This window comes from Nocardia sp. NPDC023733 (assembly GCF_040639775.1).
GTDB lineage: Bacteria > Actinomycetota > Actinomycetes > Mycobacteriales > Mycobacteriaceae > Nocardia > Nocardia rosealba.
This window is the reverse complement of sequence record NZ_JBFAAN010000005.1, coordinates 202,101-226,538: the sequence shown is the minus strand read 5'-3', so window position 1 is coordinate 226,538 and position 24,438 is coordinate 202,101. Positions and strand designations below refer to the sequence as shown.

Annotated in this window: 25 protein-coding genes and 1 riboswitch; of the genes, 8 read left to right on the top strand and 17 right to left on the bottom strand. The window is 67.4% G+C overall.

The genetic code is table 11. The features are described 5' to 3' along the window. Positions 1–13: 13 nt before the first annotated feature. Positions 14–1,297 (top strand): D-alanyl-D-alanine carboxypeptidase family protein, encoded by a 1,284-nt coding sequence (locus tag AB0F86_RS21300; protein WP_356984900.1) that lies wholly within the window; start codon positions 14–16, stop codon positions 1,295–1,297. Position 1,298: 1 nt separating this feature from the next. Here the strand turns inward: AB0F86_RS21300 and yhjD are convergent, their stop codons facing one another. Genes yhjD through AB0F86_RS21285 form a run of 3 tightly spaced genes read right to left on the bottom strand, consistent with a single transcriptional unit; the run spans position 1,299 to position 4,360 of the window. After that, positions 1,299–2,318, bottom strand: a complete 1,020-nt coding sequence (gene yhjD, locus AB0F86_RS21295) for an inner membrane protein YhjD (protein ID WP_181697588.1) — start codon at positions 2,316–2,318, stop codon at positions 1,299–1,301. 43 nt (positions 2,319–2,361) lie between these two features. Further along, the gene (gene trpS, locus AB0F86_RS21290; RefSeq protein WP_181697589.1) at positions 2,362–3,393 is read right to left on the bottom strand and encodes a tryptophan--tRNA ligase; all 1,032 of its coding nucleotides are present in this window, start codon (positions 3,391–3,393) and stop codon (positions 2,362–2,364) included. A gap of 22 nt (positions 3,394–3,415) precedes the next feature. Then, entirely contained in the window at positions 3,416–4,360 is a 945-nt protein-coding gene (locus tag AB0F86_RS21285) for an oxygenase MpaB family protein (RefSeq protein ID WP_356984901.1), read from the bottom strand. Positions 4,361–4,463: 103 nt separating this feature from the next. On the opposite strand from AB0F86_RS21285, the gene AB0F86_RS21280 reads away from it, so the two are divergent. Further along, positions 4,464–5,102 carry a TetR/AcrR family transcriptional regulator gene (locus AB0F86_RS21280; RefSeq protein WP_356984902.1) on the top strand — a complete coding sequence of 213 codons (639 nt, stop codon included), beginning with the start codon at positions 4,464–4,466 and terminating at the stop codon, positions 5,100–5,102. Between the two features lie 26 nt (positions 5,103–5,128). On the opposite strand, the gene AB0F86_RS21275 is transcribed toward AB0F86_RS21280, so the two are convergent. From AB0F86_RS21275 to AB0F86_RS21260, 4 genes are all read right to left on the bottom strand, one after another. Further along, entirely contained in the window at positions 5,129–5,503 is a 375-nt protein-coding gene (locus tag AB0F86_RS21275) for a hypothetical protein (protein ID WP_181697591.1), read from the bottom strand. Positions 5,504–5,596: 93 nt separating this feature from the next. Beyond that, complete coding sequence (locus AB0F86_RS21270; protein ID WP_356984903.1) at positions 5,597–6,070, bottom strand: barstar family protein; 474 nt, start codon at positions 6,068–6,070, stop codon at positions 5,597–5,599. Further along, complete coding sequence (locus tag AB0F86_RS21265; protein WP_356984904.1) at positions 6,070–6,564, bottom strand: ribonuclease domain-containing protein; 495 nt, start codon at positions 6,562–6,564, stop codon at positions 6,070–6,072. The genes AB0F86_RS21270 and AB0F86_RS21265 overlap by 1 nt, the downstream gene beginning before the upstream one ends. Then, on the bottom strand, positions 6,561–7,340 hold the full coding sequence (locus AB0F86_RS21260; protein WP_356984905.1) for an exodeoxyribonuclease III: 780 nt from the start codon (positions 7,338–7,340) through the stop codon (positions 6,561–6,563). The genes AB0F86_RS21265 and AB0F86_RS21260 overlap by 4 nt, the downstream gene beginning before the upstream one ends. A 153-nt stretch (positions 7,341–7,493) precedes the next feature. On the opposite strand from AB0F86_RS21260, the gene AB0F86_RS21255 reads away from it, so the two are divergent. Continuing rightward, complete coding sequence (locus AB0F86_RS21255; RefSeq protein WP_225282026.1) at positions 7,494–8,354, top strand: alpha/beta hydrolase; 861 nt, start codon at positions 7,494–7,496, stop codon at positions 8,352–8,354. Here AB0F86_RS21255 and AB0F86_RS21250 read toward each other — a convergent pair whose 3' ends face one another. Further along, positions 8,355–9,578, bottom strand: coding sequence for an acyl-CoA dehydrogenase family protein (locus tag AB0F86_RS21250; protein ID WP_356984906.1), 1,224 nt, complete (start codon positions 9,576–9,578; stop codon positions 8,355–8,357). It abuts the gene before it with no gap. 193 nt (positions 9,579–9,771) lie between these two features. Here AB0F86_RS21250 and AB0F86_RS21245 point away from each other — a divergent pair, with 193 nt between their 5' ends. Further along, positions 9,772–11,397 (top strand): hypothetical protein, encoded by a 1,626-nt coding sequence (locus AB0F86_RS21245; protein ID WP_225282024.1) that lies wholly within the window; start codon positions 9,772–9,774, stop codon positions 11,395–11,397. Positions 11,398–11,455: 58 nt separating this feature from the next. On the opposite strand, the gene AB0F86_RS21240 is transcribed toward AB0F86_RS21245, so the two are convergent. The 7 genes from AB0F86_RS21240 to AB0F86_RS21210 all read right to left on the bottom strand — a co-directional run bounded on the left by AB0F86_RS21240 (position 11,456) and on the right by AB0F86_RS21210 (position 18,719). Next, positions 11,456–12,205, bottom strand: a complete 750-nt coding sequence (locus tag AB0F86_RS21240) for an SDR family oxidoreductase (protein ID WP_356984907.1) — start codon at positions 12,203–12,205, stop codon at positions 11,456–11,458. A gap of 118 nt (positions 12,206–12,323) precedes the next feature. Beyond that, entirely contained in the window at positions 12,324–12,845 is a 522-nt protein-coding gene (locus AB0F86_RS21235) for a hypothetical protein (RefSeq protein WP_225282022.1), read from the bottom strand. 349 nt (positions 12,846–13,194) lie between these two features. Then, positions 13,195–13,434, bottom strand: a complete 240-nt coding sequence (locus AB0F86_RS21230) for a hypothetical protein (protein WP_356984908.1) — start codon at positions 13,432–13,434, stop codon at positions 13,195–13,197. Continuing rightward, positions 13,418–14,263: a hypothetical protein gene (locus tag AB0F86_RS21225; protein WP_356984909.1), complete on the bottom strand. Its 846-nt coding sequence runs from the start codon at positions 14,261–14,263 to the stop codon at positions 13,418–13,420. The genes AB0F86_RS21230 and AB0F86_RS21225 overlap by 17 nt, the downstream gene beginning before the upstream one ends. A 41-nt stretch (positions 14,264–14,304) precedes the next feature. Beyond that, positions 14,305–15,453 (bottom strand): MFS transporter, encoded by a 1,149-nt coding sequence (locus AB0F86_RS21220; protein WP_356985018.1) that lies wholly within the window; start codon positions 15,451–15,453, stop codon positions 14,305–14,307. A 268-nt stretch (positions 15,454–15,721) separates the two neighbouring features. Then, complete coding sequence (locus tag AB0F86_RS21215) at positions 15,722–16,939, bottom strand: NADP-dependent isocitrate dehydrogenase (RefSeq protein ID WP_067490842.1); 1,218 nt, start codon at positions 16,937–16,939, stop codon at positions 15,722–15,724. A gap of 286 nt (positions 16,940–17,225) precedes the next feature. Beyond that, positions 17,226–18,719 (bottom strand): MFS transporter, encoded by a 1,494-nt coding sequence (locus AB0F86_RS21210; protein ID WP_356984910.1) that lies wholly within the window; start codon positions 18,717–18,719, stop codon positions 17,226–17,228. Positions 18,720–18,853: 134 nt separating this feature from the next. Here AB0F86_RS21210 and AB0F86_RS21205 point away from each other — a divergent pair, with 134 nt between their 5' ends. From AB0F86_RS21205 to AB0F86_RS21195, 3 genes are all read left to right on the top strand, one after another. Then, entirely contained in the window at positions 18,854–19,555 is a 702-nt protein-coding gene (locus AB0F86_RS21205; protein ID WP_356984911.1) for a TetR family transcriptional regulator, read from the top strand. 65 nt (positions 19,556–19,620) lie between these two features. Further along, a riboswitch (SAM riboswitch) is annotated at positions 19,621–19,731 on the top strand. Positions 19,732–19,808: 77 nt separating this feature from the next. Next, a complete protein-coding gene (locus tag AB0F86_RS21200) occupies positions 19,809–21,125 on the top strand; it encodes a bifunctional o-acetylhomoserine/o-acetylserine sulfhydrylase (protein WP_181697600.1) in 1,317 nt (438 codons plus the stop codon). Next, positions 21,122–22,267: a homoserine O-acetyltransferase gene (locus AB0F86_RS21195; protein ID WP_181697601.1), complete on the top strand. Its 1,146-nt coding sequence runs from the start codon at positions 21,122–21,124 to the stop codon at positions 22,265–22,267. Before AB0F86_RS21200 ends, AB0F86_RS21195 begins: the two co-directional genes overlap by 4 nt. A gap of 6 nt (positions 22,268–22,273) precedes the next feature. On the opposite strand, the gene AB0F86_RS21190 is transcribed toward AB0F86_RS21195, so the two are convergent. Next, entirely contained in the window at positions 22,274–22,909 is a 636-nt protein-coding gene (locus AB0F86_RS21190; protein ID WP_181697602.1) for a TetR/AcrR family transcriptional regulator, read from the bottom strand. A 151-nt stretch (positions 22,910–23,060) separates the two neighbouring features. On the opposite strand from AB0F86_RS21190, the gene AB0F86_RS21185 reads away from it, so the two are divergent. Continuing rightward, positions 23,061–24,020, top strand: coding sequence for an oxygenase MpaB family protein (locus AB0F86_RS21185; RefSeq protein WP_356984912.1), 960 nt, complete (start codon positions 23,061–23,063; stop codon positions 24,018–24,020). Positions 24,021–24,040: 20 nt separating this feature from the next. Here AB0F86_RS21185 and AB0F86_RS21180 read toward each other — a convergent pair whose 3' ends face one another. Continuing rightward, complete coding sequence (locus tag AB0F86_RS21180) at positions 24,041–24,415, bottom strand: helix-turn-helix domain-containing protein (protein WP_356984913.1); 375 nt, start codon at positions 24,413–24,415, stop codon at positions 24,041–24,043. Between the last annotated feature and the right edge of the window lie 23 nt (positions 24,416–24,438).

Here is a 24,438-nt window from a genome sequence, read left to right as displayed (position 1 = left end):
AGGCTCTGCGCTGATGAAGATCCGCGAACACGGCGTGCGCGCCGCCTGCTTCCTCGGCGCCGCCGCCACCGCGGCCGCTCTCACGCTCGGCCCCGCACAGGCCCAGCCCAGCCCCACCGGCTCGACCACCACCACCCCGTTCACCACGCCCAACACCGACAGCTGCCCGCAGAAGACCAGGCCACCGGCCCCGATCGACTCCTCGGAGGTCCCGGCGCCGGGCGAATCGGCACCGGCCGAGCTGCCGGTGCCCGGCACACCGATCGGCGGGGAGCGGCTCGGCGCGTGCGGTGTCGTGCTGCCCGACGGCGCCCCAGCGCTGCCCGCCGACATCTCGGCGACCGCGTGGATGGTGTCGGACCTCGACACCGGACGGGTGCTGGCGGCCAAGGACCCGCACGGCCGCTATCGACCCGCCAGCACCATCAAGGTGGCACTGGCCGTCGTCGCCCTGCGCACCCTCGACCTGGACAAGGTGGTGGTCGGCACCCAGGCCGACGCCGATGTCGACGGCACCCGTGTCGGCATCGGGCCCGGCGGCCGCTACACCAACCGTCAGCTCATGCAGGCCCTAATCATGTGCTCAGGCAACGACGCCGCGCACGCCATCGCCACCCAGCTCGGTGGCGACAAGGCGGCCGTGGCGAAGATGAACGACCTCGCGAAGTCCTTGCGCGCCATGGACACTCGCGCCGCCACCCCGTCGGGTCTCGACGGCCCGGGGATGAGCACCTCCGCCTACGACCTGTCGGTGCTGTTCCGGGAGGCGATGTCGATCCCGCTGTTCGCCGAGTTCATCCACACCGAACAGGTCGACTTCCCCGGCTACCCCGCCGACCCGAAGATCCCCGGCGACGAGGACCACCCGGGCTTCCCCATCGGCAACGACAACCAGCTGCTCTACAACTACCCCGGTGCCATCGGCGGCAAGACCGGCTTCACCGACGACGCCCGCCAGACCTTCGTGGCCGCCGCCGAACGCGACGGCCACCGCCTCGTGGTCACCCTCCTGCAGGCCGACGTGCGGCCCATCCGCCCCTGGGAGCAGGCCGCACGCCTGCTCGACTACGGCTTCGCCCTCGACTCCGACGCGCGCATCGGCAAGCTGCCCGAAGTGGGCGACGACATGATCCAGCCGAGCGTTCCGCTCGCCTCACCCCCGCCGCGCGCCGACGGTAGCCGACCGGAGGTCTCGCGGTCCGCCCACGAAGGGGCGCGCATCGCCGCGCTCGTCGCGGGCCCGGTCCTGATCCTCACCCTGCTGCTCCTGGCCCGCCGCGCCTGGCGCAGTCGCTGAGCTACCGGCGGCGCCCGAACACGACGAGGGCCAGGGCGGCGAGCGCGCCCGCGCCGAACGCGGCCGCACCCGCACCGGTGGACAGGTTCTTGTCGACCACACGCGGCTGGATGACGACCGGGGCGGGCGGGGCGATCTCGGTGTGGTCGTTGTCCGACGAGGTCGCGGCCCACGCGGTGGCGAACAGCAGGATGCGGAAGGTGATGTAGCTGAAGACCATCAGACCGATGATCGAACCGAAGGTGGCGCCCGCCGGGCTCGACAACACCATCCGCAGATAGATGGCACCGACGAACTTGAAGATCTCGAATGCCACCGCGGCGATGGCCGCCGCCTTCGCCGCACTGCGCAGCGACACCGGTTCGCGCGGTAGCCGGGCGATCACCCAGGCGAACACCGCCCAGGAGGCGAGCATCCCCAGCGCGATGGACACCAACGACAACACCACCGACGCGCCGGGGACACCGTCGAGACCGATGCTTTTCAGCAGCTTGGCGGCGAGTCCACTGTTGGCGACCGTCGACAGACCGAGCGACACGACCAGGGCCAGGAACAAGCCGAACAGCGCGCCCAGATCGGACAGCTTCTCCCGCCACCACGGTTTGTCAGGGGTCTGGGTCTCCCACTGCTCGGTGAGCGCCGCACGCAGATTCGCGATCCAGCCGAGACCGGTGTAGAGACCGGTCAGCAGACCGAGCAGACCGACGGTGCCGCGCGAATCGACCGCCTGCTTGATGAGGTCGTTGATCTGCTCACCGAAGGCACCGGGAACCTTCTCGATCACCTTGCCCTGCAATTCGTTCAGCAGGTCGGGTTGCCCGGCCAGGATGAAACCCGCGATCGAGAACGCCACCATCAACAGCGGAAACAGCGAAAGCACAGTGAAATACGTGATGCCCGCGGCGAAGTAGTCACCGCGCTGACGCTGGAACCGCCCACCGGCCCGGACCAGATGATCCAGCCAAGGCCTGCTCTTGACCTGCTTCTCGACAGTGGCCGAGATGTTGTCGATCAACTGCATGACACGCGCCCCTCTTCAGCCGAAACCTCAGGTGCGCACCGGGTCAGCGAGCGAGGAAGCCGACCCGGTCGTACACCTGGGCAAGTGTGTTGCCTGCGATCTCACGCGCCCGCTCGGCCCCGGAAGCCAGGATCCGGTCCAGCTCTGCCTGATCCGACAGATAGTCCTTCACCTTCTTCTGCACGGGCGTCACGAATTCGACCAGCGCGTCGGCCACTTCGGCCTTGAGCTCACCGTAGCCTTTACCCGCGAAATTCTGTTCCAAGCTGACGATCGGGGTTTCGGTGAGCGAGCTGAGGATCACCAGCAGATTGCTCACGCCCGGCTTGGTGTCGGGGTCGTAGACGATCTCGCGGCCGGTGTCGGTGACGGCCGAGCGCACCTTCTTCGCGGTGACCTTCGGATCGTCGAGCAGATTGACGAGCCCGGCGTCGCTGGCCGCGGACTTGCTCATCTTGGCGGTCGGATCCTGCAGGTCGTAGATCTTGGCGGTGCCCTTCACGATGTGCGGCTCGGGCACGACGAAGGTCTTCTTGAAGCGAGTGTTGAAGCGCTGGGCCAGGTTTCGGGTGAGCTCGAGGTGCTGGCGCTGATCCTCGCCGACGGGCACCTGATGCGGGCGGTAGAGCAGGATATCGGCGGCCATCAGTACGGGGTAGGTGAACAGGCCGACGGTCGCGTTCTCGGCACCCTGCTTGGCGGACTTGTCCTTGAACTGCGTCATCCGGCCCGCCTCACCGAAACCGGTGATGCAGCTGAGCACCCACGACAGCTCGGCGTGCTCGGGCACCTGGCTCTGCACGAACAGGGTCGACTTCTCGGGGTCGATACCGAGGGCGAGCAGCTGGGCGACAGCGGCTTTGGTCCGCGCGCGCAGCGCCTTCGGATCCTGGCTGACGGTGATGGCGTGCAGGTCGGGGATGAAGTACAGCGCGTCGTAGTCGTCCTGCATCGTCACCCAGTACTGCAGCGCACCCAGGTAGTTGCCGAGGTGGAAGGAGTCGCTGGTGGGCTGGATGCCCGACAGCACCCGCTGCTTACGTTCGGCCGTCGCGGCCGGGGCAGGACTGGACATGCCCCCAATCTTTCCACGGCCCTCAAGCGGAATTTCGCTGCACCCAGTTGCGCGGATCGACACCCGGCATGCTCGGCTTCCCCTTGCGGATCATGTTTTGTTCGCGGCGGGCGAGCAGCTGATAGGACGGGGTGCTCCGCCCGGCGAGCGCACCGGCGAGCACGCGGGGCGCCAGCGGCGGCGCGACGTGCGCGGTGCGGATGCTGCGGCACAGGGCGCGGTGGGCGAGTTCGTCGGCGAGGTCCCACTCGATGCCGTACATCCGCCGGATACGCGGCGGCAAACTGCCCTGGACCAGCAGATACAGTGCGCTGCCGACCTGTTCGACGGGTGGGCGCAAGCGGTAGGCCTTGCGATGGCCGGCCAGGTAGGAGCCGACCAGCTCGGCTTCGTCGGTGAGGAACGGTTCGGTCGAGTCGAGGTAGTCGTCGAAGTAGCGGCGGAAGGCCGGGTAGTCGGCGGGGGCGGCCTCGCGCGGCATGCCGAACAGTTCGCCCCAGCGCACGTAGTCCCGGTAGAGGTCCTCGCGTTCGGTCGGGGTGAGTTCGCGGACCAGCCGGTCGTACATCACCTCGGCGGAATCGAAGGTGAAGGCCATGGTCATGAACATCAGGTGCGGGTCGAGGGCCGCGTAGGTGGTGCCCGCCCGGTGGTGTGGGCCCGCGTCCTCGGGCAGCGCGCCGACCACCCGCTCGTGCTTGCGCCGGGTGAAGGCGAGAGCACGGTCGGCCTCGGACTTGCTGCCGAGGAAGACCGATTCGAACAGGGCGCCGGTGACCGCCAGGCGGGTGTAGGGCGTCGCCCGGTGGGCGGTGTGTTCGCTGGTCCCGACGAACAGCAGCGGATGCACCGCACCGATGACCAGGGCGCGCAGGCCGTAGGTGACGCCGACCGCGCGCTTGCTCATCACCCTGCGAATCATCGAATCGTCGGCGAAATATCCGGGTTCGCCCTGCCGTGCGGCCATGTCGCGCCTCCTCGTCGAGTGCATCTGGCAATAGAATCCCCCAGAATTGATAATCTGGCAAGAGTCTCTACCAAAACACCCGCGAACGGACGGTGGCAGCACAATGGAGCCCGTGGCTGCACAACGGACATACGGGGGCGTCTCCGCCGAACAACGCCAGGCGCAGCGCCGCACCGCGCTGCTGGACGCGGCGCTCGACATCCTGGCCGAAGACGGGCAGGCCAAGCTCACCGTCGCCGGGCTGTGCGCCCGCGCAGGCCTCAACGAGCGCTACTACTACGAGAATTTCGAACGACGCGAGAGCGTGCTCGAAGCACTGCTCGATCGCATCGCCGAAGAACTGGCCGCCGCCATCATGGCGGCCCTGGCCGGTGCGCCGCCCGACAGCCGCGCCCAGGCGCATGCGGCGATCGAGGCGGGCGTGGCGGTCCTGCTCGACGACCCACGCAAGGCCCGCGCCGCACTCATCGCAGGCATGGCCACGCCCGAGCTCCGGGCGCGCACCGCGCGAACGGTTCGCGCGTTCGCCCGGCTCGTCGCCGCCGAGGGCACCGGTTTCTACGGCGGCGAGGTGCCACAGAACCTGGTCGATTTCCGCGCGATCTACCTGGTCGGCGGCCTGACCCAAACCCTGACGACGTGGCTCGCGGGCGATCTCGACCTGACCCGCGTGGAACTGATCGACCAGATCACCGATGTTTTCGTCCTACTCGGCGACGACCTGGCCGGGCGCTATCGCTAGAACCCGCCGGATTCCCACGCCGCGCTTCATTCCCAAGCGCAGTTCGGGCCGAAGCTGTAGCACGGCTCCGACGATCCGTTGGCCAACCAGCCGATCGCATAGCCCAACACCGAGTTGATGTCCTGATTCAGCAGCCCCGACCCGCTGTCGGCGACCGGTTGCGCGATGGCCTGCTGCGCGCTCGCGGGCCCGGTCGGCACGCACGTGTCGAGCATGATGCCGTCGCACGGCTGCGAGGACCCGAGTCCGAGCGCCTGAAGCAGGGCAGCACCGGGGAAATCCTCGGTGGAACCGACCGCGGGGCCCGCCACTGGCGCCACCGCCGCCCCGGCCGCCGCGATTCCGGGGCCCGCCGCCATGATCGCGGCGAAAACGCCGACACCCGCCAGTACTCGCTTCATCGTGTTCTCCTCACCGGCGGCCTCTAATCGGCCGCACCGGCGCAAACGCTAGGCGGGCCGATCAGCAGGCGGGAGACGCCAATTCCCTCGGCATCACTCGACGAGCGCTACCGCACCGAAGGTAACCGGGTCGCCTTGCAGGACAACCCGGAACACCACGTCGCGGCGGGACCAGTAGGCGGCGCAGTCGCGCATGGCCGCCTCGAACCAGGCGCGTTCGGTTGGCTCGTCGGCGAGCAGGTCGTCGGCGGTGCGGACCACCGCGACGTATCCGGGCGCGTCGCCGACGAAATCGTCGAGGTCGCGTAGGCATTCGTCGAAGGCGTCCTTGTTGGCGCCGAAGTAGTACGGGAATTGGAAGGCGGCCGCGAACTCGTCGAACAGGGCGGCGACATCGCGCATCTTGGTGCCGCGTAGTTCGCGCACGCGGTAGTCGGCGGGGGCGTCGTAGCGGATGGCGCTGAACTGGTTGGCATCCACCGCCATGGCGCCGAGCACCGGTGCGTCGGCCGCGGCGGGCGCCTCGGCGGGCGGGCGGGCAAGGAACTGCGACAGCGTCAGTGGCATCAGCGCATCCTCGTGAACGTTTCGTAGTGGTCACCGGTGTACCAGGCGCTGCCGTCGCTGCCGGTGACGATGCGTTCCGCGTCGCGACCCCGGTTGCGTTGCTTGGGATTCACATCCCACTCCTGATACTTCACCGGATTCCCCGCCGAATCCTTGGGCGGCAGTTTGGTTCCCCGGTTCATGAACTGCTCACCACCCTTGGTGCCGGGCGCGTTCGCCGAATCCGGCCAGCGCCCCGCGTCGATCTCGACGAGCGTGGCGTAGGCCCGATCCGGCACCCCCGCCACCTTCGTGACCGGCGCCGCCGACGGATTCGCCGACGGCTTGGCCGCAGGTGCCGCGGGTTTCGGCGCGGTGGACGACGCGACCGCGCGCGTGGTGGTCGCCGCCGTAGTCGAATCCGAACCACGACCACCGAACAGCGTCAGACCGAGCGCCGCGAGGACAAGAACGAGTCCGCCGAGCAGACCGAGAGTTTTCCGTGAGATGTTCATCGGTATTGCACAGTAACCGGCGCGTGGTCGGACCAGCGCTGGTCGTAGGCGGCGGCGCGTTCGACGACGGCCTGCTTGGCGCGGCCGGTGAGTTCACCTCGGGCGAGCTGGTAATCGATGCGCCACCCGGAGTCGTTGTCGAAGGCGCGGCCGCGGTAGGACCACCAGCTGTACGGGCCCGCGACATCGGGGTGCAGGGCGCGGACCACGTCGACGTAGCCCGCGGCGAGCAGTTCGGCGATCCAGGCGCGTTCCTCGGGCAGGAAGCCCGCCGACTTCTGGTTGCCCTTCCAGTTCTTCAGGTCCACCTCGGCGGGGGCGATGTTCCAGTCGCCGCTCACCACGAACTCACCGGTCCTGGTCTTCAGGTAGGCGCCGAGTTCGGCCATGAAGCGGTACTTCTCGTCCTGCTTGGGTGTGTTCTCCTCGCCCGAATGGACGTACACACTCGCCACGGTGAGCTCGCCGAAGTCGGCCTCGAGGTAGCGGCCCGACGCGGCGAACTCGGTGCTGCCGAAACCGATCCGCACCGCGTCGGGCGCACGCCGCGACAGGATGCCGACACCGGCGCGGCCCTTCGACTCCGGTTCGGCATGGGTGAGCACCCACCCGGCCGCGAGTGCGGGAGCCAGCGCGGCAGCGGTTTGCGCGTCGGTGGCCCTGGTCTCCTGCAGGCAGACGATGTCGGCTTCGGTGGCGTCGAGCCAGGCGAGCATGCCTTTGGTCGCCGCCGCGCGGACACCGTTGACGTTCACGGTCGAGAGAATGATTGCCACGCGTAGGACGGTACATCGGCGGGTATTCCCGAACGTGTAGGGGAACAACCCGGCGGCGCGAACGTTGTGATCGCCGGCACGGCAACAGCCCGCGCTCGGCGGTTCCCCCGCGCTAACCTCGGGTAACAGGACACTGTCGTCCAGGAAGGGGTGATGACGATGACGTCACGCACCGCCAAGTCCCCCGCCCGCCCGGAGCCGGTCGCGGCCCTGCATCTCGGGTCCGGCGACCCGGTGCTGCTGTTGCACGGATTCATGTTGTCGCCACACTGCTGGGAGCAGGTCGCCCACCGCATGGCCGCCCACTGCGAGGTGTACGCGCCCGCGTTCGCCGGGCACTGGGGTGGACCGAAAGTCGAGGGCTGGACGCTCGACGTTTACGCCCTGGCCGACCAGATCGAGGACCAGCTCGACGAATTGGGCTGGCGCACCTGCCATATCGCGGGAAATTCGCTCGGCGGCTGGGTGGGTCTCGAGCTCGCGCGACGCGGCCGGGCCCGCACCCTCACCACCATCGCGGCGGCCGGCGGTTGGGCCTCGCCCTCGATCACCCAGATCAGGATCGGCGTCAAGTTCGCTTCGCTGCTGCCGTTCATCGCGGTCGGCAGGCGTCTCGGTGACGTCGCGATCGACAACCGGCTGGTGCAGCACGCCACGGCGCTGCTGCTGACCAAACGCACCGGCGCCGTGCCACGCCACGAACTGGTCACCACACTCATCGCCGCACTGCACTGCGACGTGATCGTGCCGCTGATCCTCGGCAGCCTGCGCGCGCCCGGCATGGACGACCTCGCCGAACTGGAAACACCCATCCGCATGCTGCTCGCCGAGTACGACCGGATCATCCCCAACAGCGTCTACGCCACCCACTACCTGCGCGAACTGCCCGCATCGGCGGATCGCATCCTGGTGCACGGGGTGGGGCACGTGCCGATGCTCGAGGCCCCCGACCGGATCGCGACGCTCATCGCCGAGCACATCTACGCCAGCCGGGGGCACCTGCGTGCCGTGTGATCAGCGCGCGAGCAGGCCCTTGGCGATGTGGGTCACCTGGATCTCGTTGCTGCCCGCGTAGATCATCAGCGACTTGGCGTCGCGGGCGAGTTGTTCGACGCGGTACTCGCTCATGTACCCGTTGCCGCCGAACAGCTGCACGGCCTCCATCGCCACCTCGGTGGCGGCCTCGGAGCAGTACAGCTTCATCGCCGAGGCCTCGGCCAGGCTCGGCGGCTTACCGGCCTTGCTGCGTTCGAGCACGCTGAACACCATGTTCCGCACATTGATCCGTGCGACTTCCATCTTGGCCAGCTTGAGCTGGATCAGCTGGAAGCGCCCGATCTCCTGACCCCACAGGGTGCGGTTGCGCGCGTAATCCACACAGAGCCGGTGGCATTCCTCGATCACACCGAGCGCCATGAAACCGACGCCGATCCGTTCGGCGGTGAAACTGGCTCTGGCGCTTTCCCTTCCGTCGCCACCGCGATGATCTTCGGTCTCGCCGAGCAGGCGGTCCTTGCCGAGTCGGACGTTGTCGAAGAACAGCTCGCCGGTGGGTGAGGAGTGCAGGCCCATCTTCTTGAACGGTTTGCCCTGGGTGAGACCCTCCATGCCCTTGTCGAGCACGAAGGTGAGCACCTTGCGATCACGCTTGTCCGCGCCGTCGCCCTCGTCGAGCTTGGCGTAGACGATGATCACGTCGGCGCACGGGCCGTTGGTGATGAAGGTCTTCTGGCCGTTGAGGATGTAGTCCTCGCCGTCGCGTTCGACGCGAGTCTTCATGCCGCCGAACGCGTCCGAGCCGGAGTCGGGTTCGGTGATCGCCCAGGAGGCCACCTTGCGCAGGGTGACGATGTCGGCGAGCCAGCGCTGCTTCTGCGCGAGCGTGCCACGCGACATGATGGTGGTCGCGCCCAGACCGATGCTCACCCCGAGCGCGGACACCAAACCCATACACACGCCGGACAATTCGCTGATGAGCACCGCCATCATCGACTGCTGATCGCCGAACGGGCCGCGCTTGCTCCCGCCGGCCTCCCCGCTTTCCTCTTTGGCGAGCATCTTGGTGACCATGTCCTCGGCCATGGTGACGATGCCGAACTGGCTGAACAGCTTTCGCAGAATCGGGTACGGCAGCATCTCGCCGCTGTCCAGGGCATCGAGGTGCGGGCGGACCTCCTTGTCGATGAAGGTCCGCACGGCATCGCGGATCATCAGATCGGTTTCGGACCACTCGAACACTGTTCGCTCCTGACGTTCGTCCTCTGCGAAACATACATCCGTGCTTGTTTCGGTGTGGACGGTTTCGGTGACCCCGGTCACCCTCGCGGTACGTAACAGCGGCGTAACGAATCGGAAAATACCCGTCTACATCCGTGCACGACCGTCGGTGAGTCGCCGAATTCGAGCGGCAGCGGATGAAGGAGAGAGGTAAATGGCCGGAGCAGATACCGCCGCCAAAGAAACACTCGAGGACTACACGCTGCGCTTCGCCCCCCGGAGCTACCGAAAATGGAGCCCGGCGGTTGTCGGTATCTCCGCACTCGGCGGCATCGCGTATCTGGCCGATTTCGCGATCGGCGCCAATATCGGCATCGCGCACGGCACCGGAAACGCCCTGATCGGCATCGGTATCTTCGCCGTCGTCGTGATGCTCACCGGCTTTCCGCTCGCTTATTACGCGGCGCGCTACAACATCGATCTCGACCTGATCACGCGCGGTAGCGGATTCGGTTACTACGGTTCGGTGATCACCAATATCGTGTTCGCCTCGTTCACCTTCATCTTCTTCGCGCTCGAAGGTTCGATCATGGCCCAGGGCCTGGAATTAGGGCTCGGAATTCCGTTGTGGCTGGGGTATCTCGCCTCGACGGTCATCATCTTCCCGCTGGTCATCTACGGCATGAACACCCTGGCCAAATTGCAGGTGTGGACCACGCCGCTGTGGCTGTTGCTGATGGTCGCGCCGTTCGGCTTCCTGCTGGTTCGCCACCCCGAATCGGTCGGTTCGTTCTTCGCCTACGGCGGTAAGGACGGCCAGGGTGTGAGCGTGTCCGGTGCGCTACTGGCCGCCGGTGTCTGCCTGTCGCTGATCGCCCAGATCGCCGAGCAGATCGACTACCTGCGCTTCATGCCGCCGCGCACCCCGGAGAACCGGGCCAAGTGGTGGGGCTGGATGCTGCTGGCCGGGCCCGGCTGGGTGCTGTTCGGTGCGGCCAAGCAGGTGGTCGGCCTGTTCCTCGCGGTGTACCTGATCGCGAACCTGCCCGCGGCCCAGTCGATCGCGAACCAGCCGGTGCACCAGTTCCTGGAGATCTACCGCGACATGGTTCCCGGCTGGCTCGCGATGACGCTCGCGGTGGTGCTCGTGGTCATCAGCCAGGTGAAGATCAATGTCACCAACGCCTACTCCGGCTCGCTGGCCTGGACCAACTCCTACACCCGCGTCACCAAGACCTACCCCGGTCGCCTGGTGTTCCTCGTGGTGAACCTGGTCGTCGCGCTGATCCTGATGGAAGCCGACATGTTCGACTTCCTCAACGGCATCCTCGGCTTCTACGCCAACTGCGGCATCGCCTGGATCGTCACCGTCGCCACCGATATCGCGGTCAACAAGTACCTGCTGAAGATCTCGCCGAAGGTGCCGGAGTTCCGGCGCGGCATGCTCTACGACTTCAACCCCGTGGGTCTGGTCGGTTTCGGGTTGTCGGCGGTGCTGTCGATCATGACCTTCTTCGGCCTGTTCGGTGAGCTGCTGAAGCCGTACTCCCCGCTGGTCGCGGTGCTGGTGTCGTTCATCGCCACCCCGGTCACCGCGCTGGCGACCAAGGGCAAGTACTACCTGCGCCGCTCCGACGACGGCATCAAGACTCCCATGTTCGACGAACACGGCAACCCCTCGGGCGAACTACTCCCCTGCCACGTCACCGGCTTGGAGTTCGAGCGCCCCGACATGATCGCCTCGGCCGTCCCCGGACCCGAGGGAGAGATCCAGTACATCTCCTCGCTGGCCTTGTCCACCGACAAGCACGGCGTGCACCTGCTGCCGCGTCAGCACTGATTTCAACGCCGAAGGCCGTGTGGGTGAACACTTTTCGCCCACACGGCTTTCGTGGTTCTCACATGAGTCTGCGCACGACCGACGACGGCAGGATGCGCAGGGCGTAACCGAGGGGCAGCCACGGCCAGCTGGGGACATACGCATTGGCGCGACGCTTCTCGATGGCGGCGACCATGGCGCGCACGCCGGTTTCGGTGTCCACCATGAACTTCGGCTCGTGTTTGATGCGGTCGTTCATCTCCGAGCGGATGTAACCCGGGTAGACCACCGATACATCCACGCCCGGAACGGCTTCGGCGCGCAGGCCCTCGGCCAAGGCGGCGACGCCGGCCTTGGTGGCGGCATAGGTGGTGAGAGTCTTGGGCATGCCACGCAGGCCTGAGATCGAGGAGATCATGACCAGGTGGCCGCGTCCTTGCGCGCGGAAGATCTTCATCGCGGCCTCGGTCTGGGCCAGTGCGGCAAGGAAATTCACCACCGCTGTCTCGCGGTTGGCCGCGTGCTTGCCGGTGCCCAACGGTGCGCCTTTGCCGAGACCCGCATTCACGATCACCCGATCGATCACGCCGAACTCCTCGGCGAATTCGTCGAAGACGGTGAACACGGCGGAGTCGTCGGTGACGTCGAGCTGTTTCACCGAAACCACCCGGTCAGGGTGTTTCTCGAGGACCTCCGCGCGCAGCTCCTCGAGGCGCTCGGTGCGGCGGGCGCACAGGCCGAGGTCGTACCCGAGCGCCGCGAACTGCCTTGCCATCTCCGCGCCGAGGCCCGAGCTGGCGCCGGTGATGAGGACGGTGCCGCGGCTCATGACGGCGCCCCGGTCGAATGTCGCGGTGCTTCGTAGTGCGATTCCATCCACCCACGCTAGCCAGTGTGGGGGCGCGACGCCGACCGGATGGCCACATCGATCCGGTCGGCGGAGGGTCTCAGCCCTTGTTGTACTTGCTGAAGTCGCCGCGCCAGATCAGGTCCTCGGAGGTGACGACGGCCGGCTTCAGCTTGTCGACCGGGACGGCGTAGGCGATCTTGATGGTCTGCTTGGAGCCCGGGGGCAGCTTGCCCTCCAGCCCGTACTGGTACTTCTTGTCCAGCGACATGACGGATTCGGCGGCGGTGCCGTCGTCGCCGTACACCAGGCTCGGGTGCGACCAGTGGTCGAGAGTGGTCTTTCCCGTGTTGTTCAGCTGGAAGGTGAACACCGAAACGGTGCCCTGACGCTCCACCTCGTCGGCCTCCACCTTCAGAATCGACAGCTCGACGCCCGATTCGAGCTTGCCGATGTCACCCGGATTCAGCACGCCGTCGGCATTGGGCGTCGCGGGCGCCTGCGCGGTAGTCGTGGCGGACGTCGACGGGGCGGGCTTGCCACTCGGCAGCTCTTCCTGGCATCCGGCCAGCAGCATTCCCGTAGCCACGACGGTGGCGCACAGCGCAATTCGGTTTCGCACGGACAACCCCTCCTGTTGAAAGACGCGCGGGGTCTCCATGAGATCTTCCCCCCGAGCACAGCGAGTGGATCATATACAGCTCGAACCGTCCGCTCGCCTGCCCGGCACCCAACGACCTACCCCGCCTGCGCTTTCGCGCCGGAGTTGCCGTCACCGACCTCCGATTACGAGCCCACAAAATAGACTGCTCGTTCCGCGGCCCACCCCGGGCGGAGCAACCTCGGCAGCGCCATCCTCGATGACTTCGCCGACCTCTTACGCCAGCTCCAGTGCGGCTCCGCCGCCGTCTGCCCCGCCTGAATTCGCACCTGCCCGGGCGGGCTCGACTCCGCCCGGGCAGATCCGGGATTCAGCCGAAGAGTTCGTCTGCGCTGGTTGCTGTGACGGCCTGCAACAGCCAGGCTTCCAGCTGATCGAGATCGGTGCATGCGGCAAGCTGCTCGCGCTGCTGCGCCGACAAATCCAGCCGCCGCGCGGTAAGCACCGTCAGCACGTTCTGCGCAGCTTGGATAATCCGCCCTTGCGCACGTCCCTCAGCCCGGTACTCATCGACTTCTTCGAACGGGCACACCTCAGCTGAAAAGTTCATCGGTGCGCGTTGCGGTGGCAGCCTCGGTCAACCAAGCGTCGAGCTGTTCCAAATCCGTGCACGCGGCGAGCTGGGCGCGTTGCGCCGCTGAAAGCTCGAGTCCTCGGGCAGTCAGCACGGTGAGCACAGCGTGCGCACGTTCGCTTGCCACGTACTTGGTGGCGATGCGGCCGCGGTACTCGGGAGTGCTTTTCATGAGGTCCTCCAGGCGTCGGCTTGCCGCGAGGGTCAACGCGTCGTCGACCAGATCAAGATACATTTTCGCATGTTCGTCGTCGGTTTTCATCAGGCCGGCGAGGAAGGCGGCGAGGACCTCCTCCATATGCGGCCCCGCACCGTGGGCGATAGCCGACAATGTCGCGCGCTCGGGACGGCGTCGGGCTTCGTCGGGGTCGGTCACTACCGGGAAGCGGTCGGGACCTAGCACCAGCGGCTGGACGACGGATCCGACATTGTCGAGCTCGATCGGCTGCTCTGCCCACTTCGCCACCTTCGCGTTCGGCGTCACCACCAGCAGCACCACGGGGCAGCACAATCTGGACCGCAATGTGGTCAGGTAGACCGGCCACTTCCAGCGCCGAACATCGTCGGCCGCCAATTGGACCTCGACACAGACCCCGAGCATCGGCAGATCGCGATCGTTGTGCGTACTGAGTGCGAGGTCCCCACGGAACTCCTTCGGCCCGATATCGGTGAAGTCGCACGACTCTGCCCGCATTCGGGACAAGCCGGGTAGCGGGATTCCGAACTCCTCTGCCAGCAGCGTCGGTGCCAGCAGAGCGTCGGTGCGGAACAGATCAAGCAAACCCTCGTGGAGGTAGCTCGGCATGCGGAGCACCGTATGCCGCAAGGTATTCCGCGCGGAATCGGTTACGGCGTGTTGGGGGTGGAGCGGCGTGCCAGGAGGACGGTGACCGTGAAGAGGGCGACGCCTGCGACGGCGAGGACGGCGCCGACCAGGGCGGGGGCGGTATAGCCGAGGCCTGCGGCGATGACGAGGCCGCCGAGCCAGGCGCCTGCGGCGTTGGCGATGTTGAGAGCGGCGTGGTTGAGGGCGGCGGCGAGGGTTTGGGCGTCGGCGGCGACGTCCATGAGGCGGGTTTGCAGGCCGGGAGCCAGGGCCGCGCCGGAGGCGCCGACGAGGAAGGCGCCGATGGCAGCGGTGATCGGGTTGTGGGCGGCGAGGACGAAGCCGGCCAGGATCACCACCATCGCGATCATCGCCGCGAAGATCGAGCGGTCGACGCCGCGGTCGGCGAGAATGCCGCCGACGACATTGCCGGCGATCATGCCGAGGCCGAACAGCGCGAGCACGATCGGCACGGCACCGATCGGCATGCCGGCGACATCGGTCATGGTGGTGGCGATGTAGGTGTACACGGCGAACATGCCGCCGAAGCCGATCGCGCCGACGGCCAGGGTGAGCAGCACCTGCGGGCGGCGCAGGGCGCCGAGTTCGGTCATCGGGTTGGTGATCTTCATGTCGCTCAGGGCGGGCAGGTAGCGCCACAGCGCGGCCACGGTCGCAATGCCGATGAAAGCGACGACGACGTAGGCGTCGCGCCAGCCGAAGTGTTGTCCGAGCCAGGTCGCACCGGGGACACCGACCACATTCGCCACGCTGAGCCCGAGCATCACCGCCGCCACCGCTTTGGCCCGCTGCCCGACAGGCGCGAGCGTCGCGGCGGCGAGGGAGGCCACACCGAAGTACGCGCCGTGCGGCAGACCGGACACGAACCGGGCCACCACCAGCGTCCCGAAGGTCGGCGCGAGCACCGTCGCCGCGTTGCCGAGGGTGAACGCGGCCATCAGCACAATGAGCAGTTTCTTGCGCGGCACCCGTGCGCACAGCGCCGCGATCAACGGCGCGCCCACCACGACGCCGAGCGCATACGCCGACACCGCGTGCCCGGCCGAGGGCTCGGAGATGCCGAAGGCCGCGGCGATATCGGGCAGGAGACCCATGGTCACGAACTCGGTGGTGCCGATGCCGAACCCTCCCAGCGCCAACGCCAGCATCGCCGGGACATGCCAGCTGGTGCGTGGCGCGTCGAGGCGTTCGGAGGTCGCGAGGGAAGAAGTCACGCTTCTATGCAACGGGCCCGAGCATCCCACCGCATCCCGAGACCGCCGTGAGTTATCCCACCTGCGACGGCTTCGGTCGACGACAGCACCGGATCGGGCCCGCGAAAGCGTTCATCAAGCCCGCTGAAACAGAAACGCTCGCATCAGGCGTTCGATGCGAGCGTTTCACAGCTGCGGGTTCGCGACGCGAACCCGCACGAGTTCACTTCAGTGCGCGAGCCAGGTTGGCGTCCAGCGCGCCGAGGAATTCCTCGGTGCTCAGGTAGCCCTGATCGCCGCCGACGAGCAGTGCCAGGTCCTTGGTCATCTGCCCCCCTTCGACGGTCTTGATGACGACGTCCTCGAGCGCCTGCGCGAAGCCGATCACCTCGGGGGTGTTGTCCAGCTTGCCGCGGTGCTCGAGACCACGGGTCCAGGCGAAGATCGACGCGATCGGGTTGGTCGAGGTCGGCTTGCCCTGCTGGTGCTGGCGGTAGTGCCGGGTGACCGTGCCGTGCGCGGCCTCGGCCTCGCAGGTCTTGCCGTCCGGGGTGAGCAGCACCGAGGTCATCAGGCCGAGCGAACCGAAGCCCTGGGCCACGGTGTCGGACTGCACGTCGCCGTCGTAGTTCTTACAGGCCCACACGTAACCGCCCTCCCACTTCATGGAGGAGGCGACCATGTCGTCGATGAGGCGGTGCTCGTAGGTGAGGCCCGCGGCGTCGAACTCGGCCTTGAACTCGGCGTCGAAGACTTCCTGGAAGGTGTCCTTGAACATGCCGTCGTAGGCCTTGAGGATGGTGTTCTTCGTGGAGAGGTACACCGGGTAGTTCTGCTGCAGGCCGTAGTTGAACGAGGCCCGCGCGAAGTCCTCGATGGACTTCTTGAAGTTGTACATACCCATGACGACGCCGCCGTCCTCGGGCATCTTCACGACCTCGTGCACGATCGGCTCGCTGCCGTCCTCCGGGGTGAAGGTCAGCGTGACGGTGCCCGCCTCGTAGACCTTGAAGTCGGTGGCGCGGTACTGGTCGCCGAACGCGTGACGGCCGATGATGATCGGCTTGGTCCAGCCGGGCACCAGGCGCGGCACGTTGGAGATGATGATCGGCGCGCGGAAGATGGTGCCACCCAGAATGTTTCGGATGGTGCCGTTGGGCGAGCGCCACATCTTCTTGAGACCGAATTCCTTCACCCGCGCTTCGTCGGGGGTGATGGTGGCGCACTTCACGCCGACGCCGTGCTGCTTGATGGCGTTCGCCGCGTCGATGGTGACCTGGTCGTCTGTCTTGTCGCGGTACTCGATACCGAGGTCGTAGTACTCGAGATTCACGTCGAGATAGGGATGGATCAGCTTGTCCTTGATGAACTGCCAGATGATCCGGGTCATCTCGTCGCCGTCGAGTTCTACGACGGTGCCTTCAACCTTGATCTTGGACATGGATCTTCGTGTCCTCCTCGGTGGGTGCCCTCATTGCACGGCCGGGCGAACACGCTTGTGAGCGGACCCCAGCAGTTCCAACAGACAACGTATATGCCCCGCGTTGTCTGCGGGACGTGTAGGTGCAAACATGACGAGCGTACTGCTGCCCGGGACCTCACCGCGACGGGAGGTCCCGCTGTGCGGCACACCTCGAAACTACTCCGCGCACCCGCACCCCATCTGCCTTCGATCGGTTACCGGGCGGTAACCCCGGCGAGGGCCTCGCGGACCTGCCCGTCCCTGGTCAGACGACAATCGGCGCGGCCGTCGCGCGCTCGTCGCCTTCGATCAGATTCTCCGGCTTGTCCCTGATCATCAGGGCGATCACGACGGCGGCGGCGAGGAAGAAGCCCGCTCCGACGTAGAAGGCGACGTCGTAGCTGTAGATCGAGGCGCGTTCGACGAGATGGTCGACGGTGGGGTGCTCGGCGACGTAGTGCTCGGCGGCCTGCACCGACAGCGTGGTGAGCAGTGCGGTGCCCACCGCGCCGCCGACCTGCTGGGCGGCATTGAGCAGGGCGCTGGCGACACCGGAATCCTCGGCGCGCACCTGGTGCAGCGCGACGGCCTGCATACCGACGAACAGCGGGCCCATACCGAAGGCCATCACCACCTGGGCGGGCAGCACGCTCAGCGCGTAACCGTCGCCGTAACTCAGCTGCGCCAGCCAGACCAGCCCGACCACTCCGAGCAGGGCGCCGACCACCATCACCGGGCGCGGGCCGAACTTGGGCAGCAGCGAACTGGTGATGCCCGCCGCGATGCCGATGCCGATCGGGAACGGCAGGAACGCGATGCCCGCCTCGAGCGGCGAATATCCGAGGGTGTTCTGGTAGTAGAAGCTGAGGAACAGGAACATGGCGAACATCGCGATGGGGATCAGCAGCGCGGTGAGCAAAGCGCCGCCGCGGTTGATCTCCCCGGGAATGCGAAGGGGCAGCAGCGGATTCGTCGATCGTGCCTCGATGACGACGAAGGCCAGGAGCAACGCGGAACCGGCACCGAGCAGTCCGAACGTGCTCGGCGACAGCCAGCCGTGCTCGGCGGCCCGGCTGAATCCGTAGACGATCGCGACCAGGCCGAGAGTCACGGTGACGGCGCCGGGCAGGTCGTAGCCGCCGGTGCGCGGTGCGGGGATGTCGCGGGCGATCACGGCGAGCGCGCCGGCCACCGCGACGAGGGCGATCGGGGTGTTGATCAGCAACGTCCACCGCCAGGACGCGAACTCGGTGAGCGCGCCGCCGACGATCAGCCCGAACGCCACCCCACCGGCGGTGATCCCGGCGAATACCGCGAACGCGCGGGCCCGCTCGCGCACATCGGTGAAGATCACCGACAGCAGCGACAGCGCCGCGGGCGCGAGCAGGGCGGCGAACGCACCCTGGAGTCCGCGGCCGAGGAACAACTGCACGGTGTTCTGCGCCAGGCCCGCCAGCGCCGAGGCGACGGCGAAACCGACGAGGCCGACCAGGAAGATGCGGCGGCGGCCCAGGTAGTCGGCCATCCGCCCGCCGAGCAGCAGCAGCCCGCCGAAGATCAGCGTGTAGGCGGTGATGGCCCATTGTTTGTCGCCGTCGGTGATGGCGAGGTCGCGCTGGGCGTACGGCAGCGCGATGGTGATGACGGTGGCATCGAGCACCACCATCAGCTGCGCGGCGGAGAGCACGACGAGCGCCCACCATCGCATCGAATTCGCCGGTGCTGCAGCATCTTCGGGTTTCAGTTCGGTGCCGGTCACCTGGGCTCCTCATCGCTCGGCATGCGTCGGCCAATCCTGGCACCGTACGACAATTGGCGTCAAGATAAATTTGTCCGAACGCGCCACTTGGCAGGTTGCGACAGGTGGTCGCGCTGAGACGCTAAGCTGGCGAAATGCTCGACTCGACCACTCCGACCGCCTCCGACCGGCCGGCTCCGCCGAGCCTGCGCGAGCGCAAGAAGGCGCAGACCAGGGCCGCGATCGTCGCGATCGGACTCGACCTGTGCGATACACAGGGCTTCGACGCGACCACCGTCGAGCAGATCGCCGCCGGGGCCGACGTATCCCCCCGCACCGTCAACCGGTACTTCGCGCTCAAGGAGGACATCGTGCTCGCCCCGATCGACGACTTCGGCCACGCCGTCGCCGTCGCGCTGCGCGGTCAGCCCGATACCGGCAACGAACTGCGAGCGCTGTGCGGCGCCTACCTCCAGGTTGTCGAGTCCGAGGCCGATGCCGACGGTCTGCGGTTCCTGCACCAGTTCCTGCAGACGCAGCGGATCATGCGGGCCAGCCAGGCGGTCAACGCGCGGGCCCTGGAATACGCGGAGAAGAAGAACGTGGCGGTGTGCGAGGAGCTGGCCCGCCGGATGGGGACCACACCCGACGACTTTCTGGTGAAACTGGTCGCGGGCACGTGGCAGACGCTGTGTCACCTCGCGGTCGCCGACACCGATCACGTACTGCCCACCTCGCCGGAGGCGGCGGTGCGGGTCACCCGCGACGCGATCCTGCGCGCGTATCACGGGTTGCGGCAGGTCTGCGGCGCACCGGCCGACGACACGCCAGGCTTCGCCGCACCGGCGGCGCGGTGATGTGAGGCAGGAAACGCGGGGGAAGTTTCCCCACCGGCGCGATGTCCGGTTAACATGTCGTCCAAGGTCATGAGTACCAGCGCGAAGCCCCGGCTCGCTGGTCGGCAACCCTCCAGCTGCGGTGGGGTGCTCCGGGTGATGACCGGGCTCCCGAAGGTCGGGAGCAAGCGCGCATTTCAGGAGGACCCCATGTGTTGTTGTCAGTCGATCCGCCCCAGCTGAACCCTGACGCACAACCCCTGGAGCATTGACCATGACCGACGCCGCCCTGCCCGAGAACTGGTCGTTCGAGACCAAGCAGATCCACGCGGGCCAGGCCCCCGACGCGACCACCAACGCGCGGGCACTGCCGATCTACCAGACCACCTCCTACACCTTCCGCGACACCGAGCACGCCGCCGCGCTGTTCGGGCTCGCCGAACCGGGCAACATCTACACCCGGATCATGAACCCCACCCAGGACGCGGTGGAGCAGCGGGTCGCCGCCCTCGAAGGCGGCGTCGCGGCGCTGCTGGTGGCCTCGGGCCAGGCGGCCGAGACCTACGCCATCCTGAATCTGGCGGGCGCCGGTGACCACATCGTGTCCAGCCCGCACCTCTACGGCGGCACCTACAACCTCTTCCACTACTCGCTGCCCAAGCTCGGCATCGAGGTGTCGTTCGTCGAGGACCCCGACGACCTCGCGCAGTGGCAGGCCGCGATCCGCCCCAACACCAAGGCGTTCTACGGCGAGACCATCGCCAACCCGAGCAGCGCGGTGTTCGACATCCCCGGTATCGCCGGTGTCGCCCACGAGAACGGGCTGCCGCTGATCGTCGACAACACCGTCGCCACGCCGTACCTGATCCAGCCGCTCGCCCACGGCGCCGACATCGTGGTGCACTCGGCCACGAAGTACCTCGGTGGTCACGGCGCCGCGGTGGCGGGCGTGATCGTCGACGGCGGCACCTTCGACTGGACCGTGCAGGACGCCGAGGGCAACGCCCGGTTCCCCGGCTTCACCGAGCCCGATCCGAGCTACCACGGTGCGGTGTTCGCCGATCTCGGCGCACCGGCGTTCGCGCTCAAGGCCCGCGTGCAGTTGCTGCGCGACCTCGGTGCGGCGGTGTCGCCGTTCAACGCCTTCCTCATCGCCCAGGGCATCGAGACGCTGAGCCTGCGGGTGGAACGGCACGTGAGCAACGCGGTCGAGGTGGCGAAGTTCGTCGCCGCGCAGCCCGGTGTCGACGCGGTGCACTACGCGGGACTCGAGTCCTCGCCCTGGCACGAGCGGGCCAAGCAGTTGGCGCCCAAGGGTGCGGGCGCGATCGTGTCGTTCGAGCTGGCAGGCGGTGTCGACGCGGGCAAGAAGTTCGTGGACGCGCTCAGCCTGCACAGCCATGTGGCTAACATCGGTGATGTGCGTTCTCTCGTGATCCACCCGGCGTCGACCACGCACTCGCAGTTGACACCGGAGGAGCAACTGGCCGCCGGAGTCACTCCCGGCCTGGTCCGGCTCGCGGTGGGTATCGAGGGAATCGACGACATCCTGGCCGATCTGCGGGCCGGTTTCGCGGCGGCGACGACGTGACTGTGAGCACCGAATCGCCGATCACCCGTCCCGGCACCGGGGTGGCCCTGCTGCCACCACCGGACGGGCGACTCGGTGTGGTCGCCATCGGGGACGTGACGCTGGAGAACGGCGCGGTCGTCCCCGATGTGCGGCTGGCGGTGCAACGGTGGGGTGAGCTGTCCCCCACGCTCGACAATGTGGTGCTCGTCGAACACGCGCTCACCGGCGACTCGCATGTCGTCGGTGGGCCCGACGGGGCGCCCGGCTGGTGGGAGGGCATGGTCGGGCCCGGCGCGCCGATCGACACCGACGAGTGGTGTGTGATCGCCACCAATGTGCTCGGTGGCTGTAAGGGCAGCACGGGCCCGTCGTCTCTCGCGCCCGACGGAAAGCCTTGGGGCGCACGGTTTCCCTGGGTGACCATCCGCGATCAGGTGACCGCCGAGGCACAGTTGCTCGACCTGCTCGGCATCGAGCGGCTCGGTGCCGTCGTCGGCGGGTCGATGGGTGGCATGCGAGTGCTCGAGTGGATCATCGGACATCCGGAGCGGGTGTCGGCGGCGCTGGTGCTGGCCGTCGGCGCACGCGCCACCGCCGATCAGATCGGCACCCAGACCACCCAGATGGCCATCATCACCGCCGATCCGGACTGGCAGGACGGCAACTATCACGGCACCGGGCGCGCGCCGATGACGGGCATGGGCCTGGCCCGGCGCATCGCCCACCTCACCTACCGCACCGAGGGCGAGCTCGAGCATCGCTTCGCCAATCGTGCCCAGGGCGACGAGGACCCGTGGGCTGGCGGCCGGTACGCGGTGCAGAGCTACCTCGAGCACCAGGCCGACAAGCTCGGCCAGCGTTTCGACCCGGCCACCTATGTGCTGCTCAGCGAGGCCATGAACCGGCACGACGTGGGCCGCGGCCGCGGTGGTGTGGCCGCCGCGCTCGCGTCCACCCCGGTTCCGTGCGTGGTCGGCGGCGTCGACTCGGATCGCCTGTACCCCTTGCATACTCAGGCCGAGCTGGCCGAAGGTCTGCCCGGCTGTGCGGGTTTGGAGATCGTGCACTCCCGCGACGGCCACGACGGCTTCCTCACCGAGGCGGCGGCGGTGTCCAAACTGCTCACCGAAACGATGCGATTGGCCCGCGAAAACCGCTGAGCGCGCTCAGGACGCGGTGAGCAACGCGACGATCGACCGCACGTAGGCCTGCAGGCGTTCGCGCGGGTACTCCTGCGGCGAGCTCACCGCCAGCCTGCCGAGCATCTCGGCGACGGTGAGTGTGGAGTTCGCCAGCAGTTCGGCGTCCATGTCCGACCAGCGCGGCGACAGCGAGATCCCCACGCGGACAAGTGCTTGCGCCCGATCGAGGATGTCGGCGCGGGAATCGCGCAGCGCGGCACGGTATTCGGCGGGCGCACTGGCCGGGGTGGCGAGGATCAGGCGCCAGCGGGTCGGATTCGCCAGTGCCACATCGACGAACGCCTCGACCGTCGCCGAGGCGGCCGCCACCGGATCGACACCGAGCAGATCCCGCGGCAGGGTGTCGGCGATCTGCTCGAGCCCACGTTCACGTTCCCGCTCGAGCAGGGCCTCGACGAGTTCGGCACGGGTCTTGAACACCGTGTACAGCACCGGTTTTCCGACACCGGCCGCTTGGGCGACGGCTTCCATGCTCAGTTCGTGCAGTTCCATCCGGCCGAGCACGGTGAACGCGGCGTCGAGCAGTTGCGCGCGGCGTTGTTCCGGCGGCAGACGCGGGGCATAGCGGCGGCGCGGTCGTTGATCGCGCGTGGCGGTCATCGGTCCTCACCTGCCTTTCCGTCCGGACGACGATACCTCGCGTGCCGCGCACAGAAATCCTACGCAACCGTTGTATTCGATACGAGCGATTGCTACGGTGGCGTTGTATTCATTGCGAGGTTCGCCTCAGCTGTGCAAAGGAGCACGTGCCATGGCCTTCGATCCGACCACCCTGCGCCGCGACGACTACGGATTCTTCGGGCCGGACTCCCCCAGCTGGAAAGTCTGGGCGGCACCGACCGCCCTCATCGGTTTCCAGCGCGCGGTCACCCTCGAACACTTCGACCCGTTCCTGACCGCCGCCGTGGCCGACTCCCACGGCATCTACGACAATCCGGCCACTCGCCTCGACCACACCCTTGCGTACTTCCTGCTGGTCGCGGTCGGTGACGGGCGGACCGCCGTCCAGGCCGCCGAGCACCTGATGCGGGTGCACGCACCGATGACGGGCATCGAACCGGTGAGCGGCAAGCGCTACAGCGCCAACAGCCCCGACTCCCAGCTGTGGATCCACATCACCGGCTGGCATTCGGTACTCAAGGCCTACGAGATGTACGGGCCGGGACCGCTGAGCCCCGACGAGGAGGACCGCTACTGGGCCGAGTGCGCGGTCGCCGCCGAGCTGCAGACCTGCAAGCCTGCCGACGTGCCACGCAACCGGGACGAGGTCCGCGCCTATTTCGACCGGGTGCGGCCGCGACTGTGTGTCACCGAGCGGGCCGTCGAGGGCATGCACTACCTGCTGTGGACGCCGCCGAGCAAGGGCTGGCACTTCGCGATCGGCAGCCGGCTGCTCTCGCTGGCGAGCATCCCGAGCCTGCCGCGGTGGATGCGGACACTCGGCCGGTTCGCCGTTCCGCCGGTAATCGACCCGCTGGTGCGGATTCCGGCGAAGGCGATCGCCTGGACCGCCGCGCGGCGCGACAACTGGGCCATGATCAAGGCCGCGCCGTATATCGCGCCGATGTCGGGGAAGATCCTGGCCGCGCACGCCGCGTCCGCGCCGCCGCGAACACTGGCGACGATCACGCCGCAGCGAGCCGGAGAGCTCTACGGCAGCAAGGGCGAGGCGAGCCTGTGGGCGGAGTCGCTCGTCAGCGAAACCGCCTGAGCAACAGGGTGATTCGTTGACTACGCCGTGCGGCGCCTGGCGTCCTCGATGCGATTGATGTTCGTCTCGATCCATTCGCGCAGGGCCGTGATCGGCTCGCGCAGGCTGCGACCGAGATCGGTGAGGGCGTACTCGACGCGCGGCGGCACCGTCGGATACACGGTGCGATCGACGAACCCGTCCGCCTCCAGCTGCCGCAGGGTCTGGGTGAGCATCTTCTGGGAGATGCCGTCGATGCGGCGGCGCAGATCGGTGTAGCGCAGGGTGCCTTCGGCGAGCGCGTCGACGATCAGCACGGTCCATTTCCCCGCGATGGTGTCGAGCACTTCGCGCGTCGGGCATTTCGCCGAGTACACGTCGTCCGGTAGTCCGCTGAGTTCGTGAATGGTGGCCACCCGATCGAGCTTAACGCACTTTC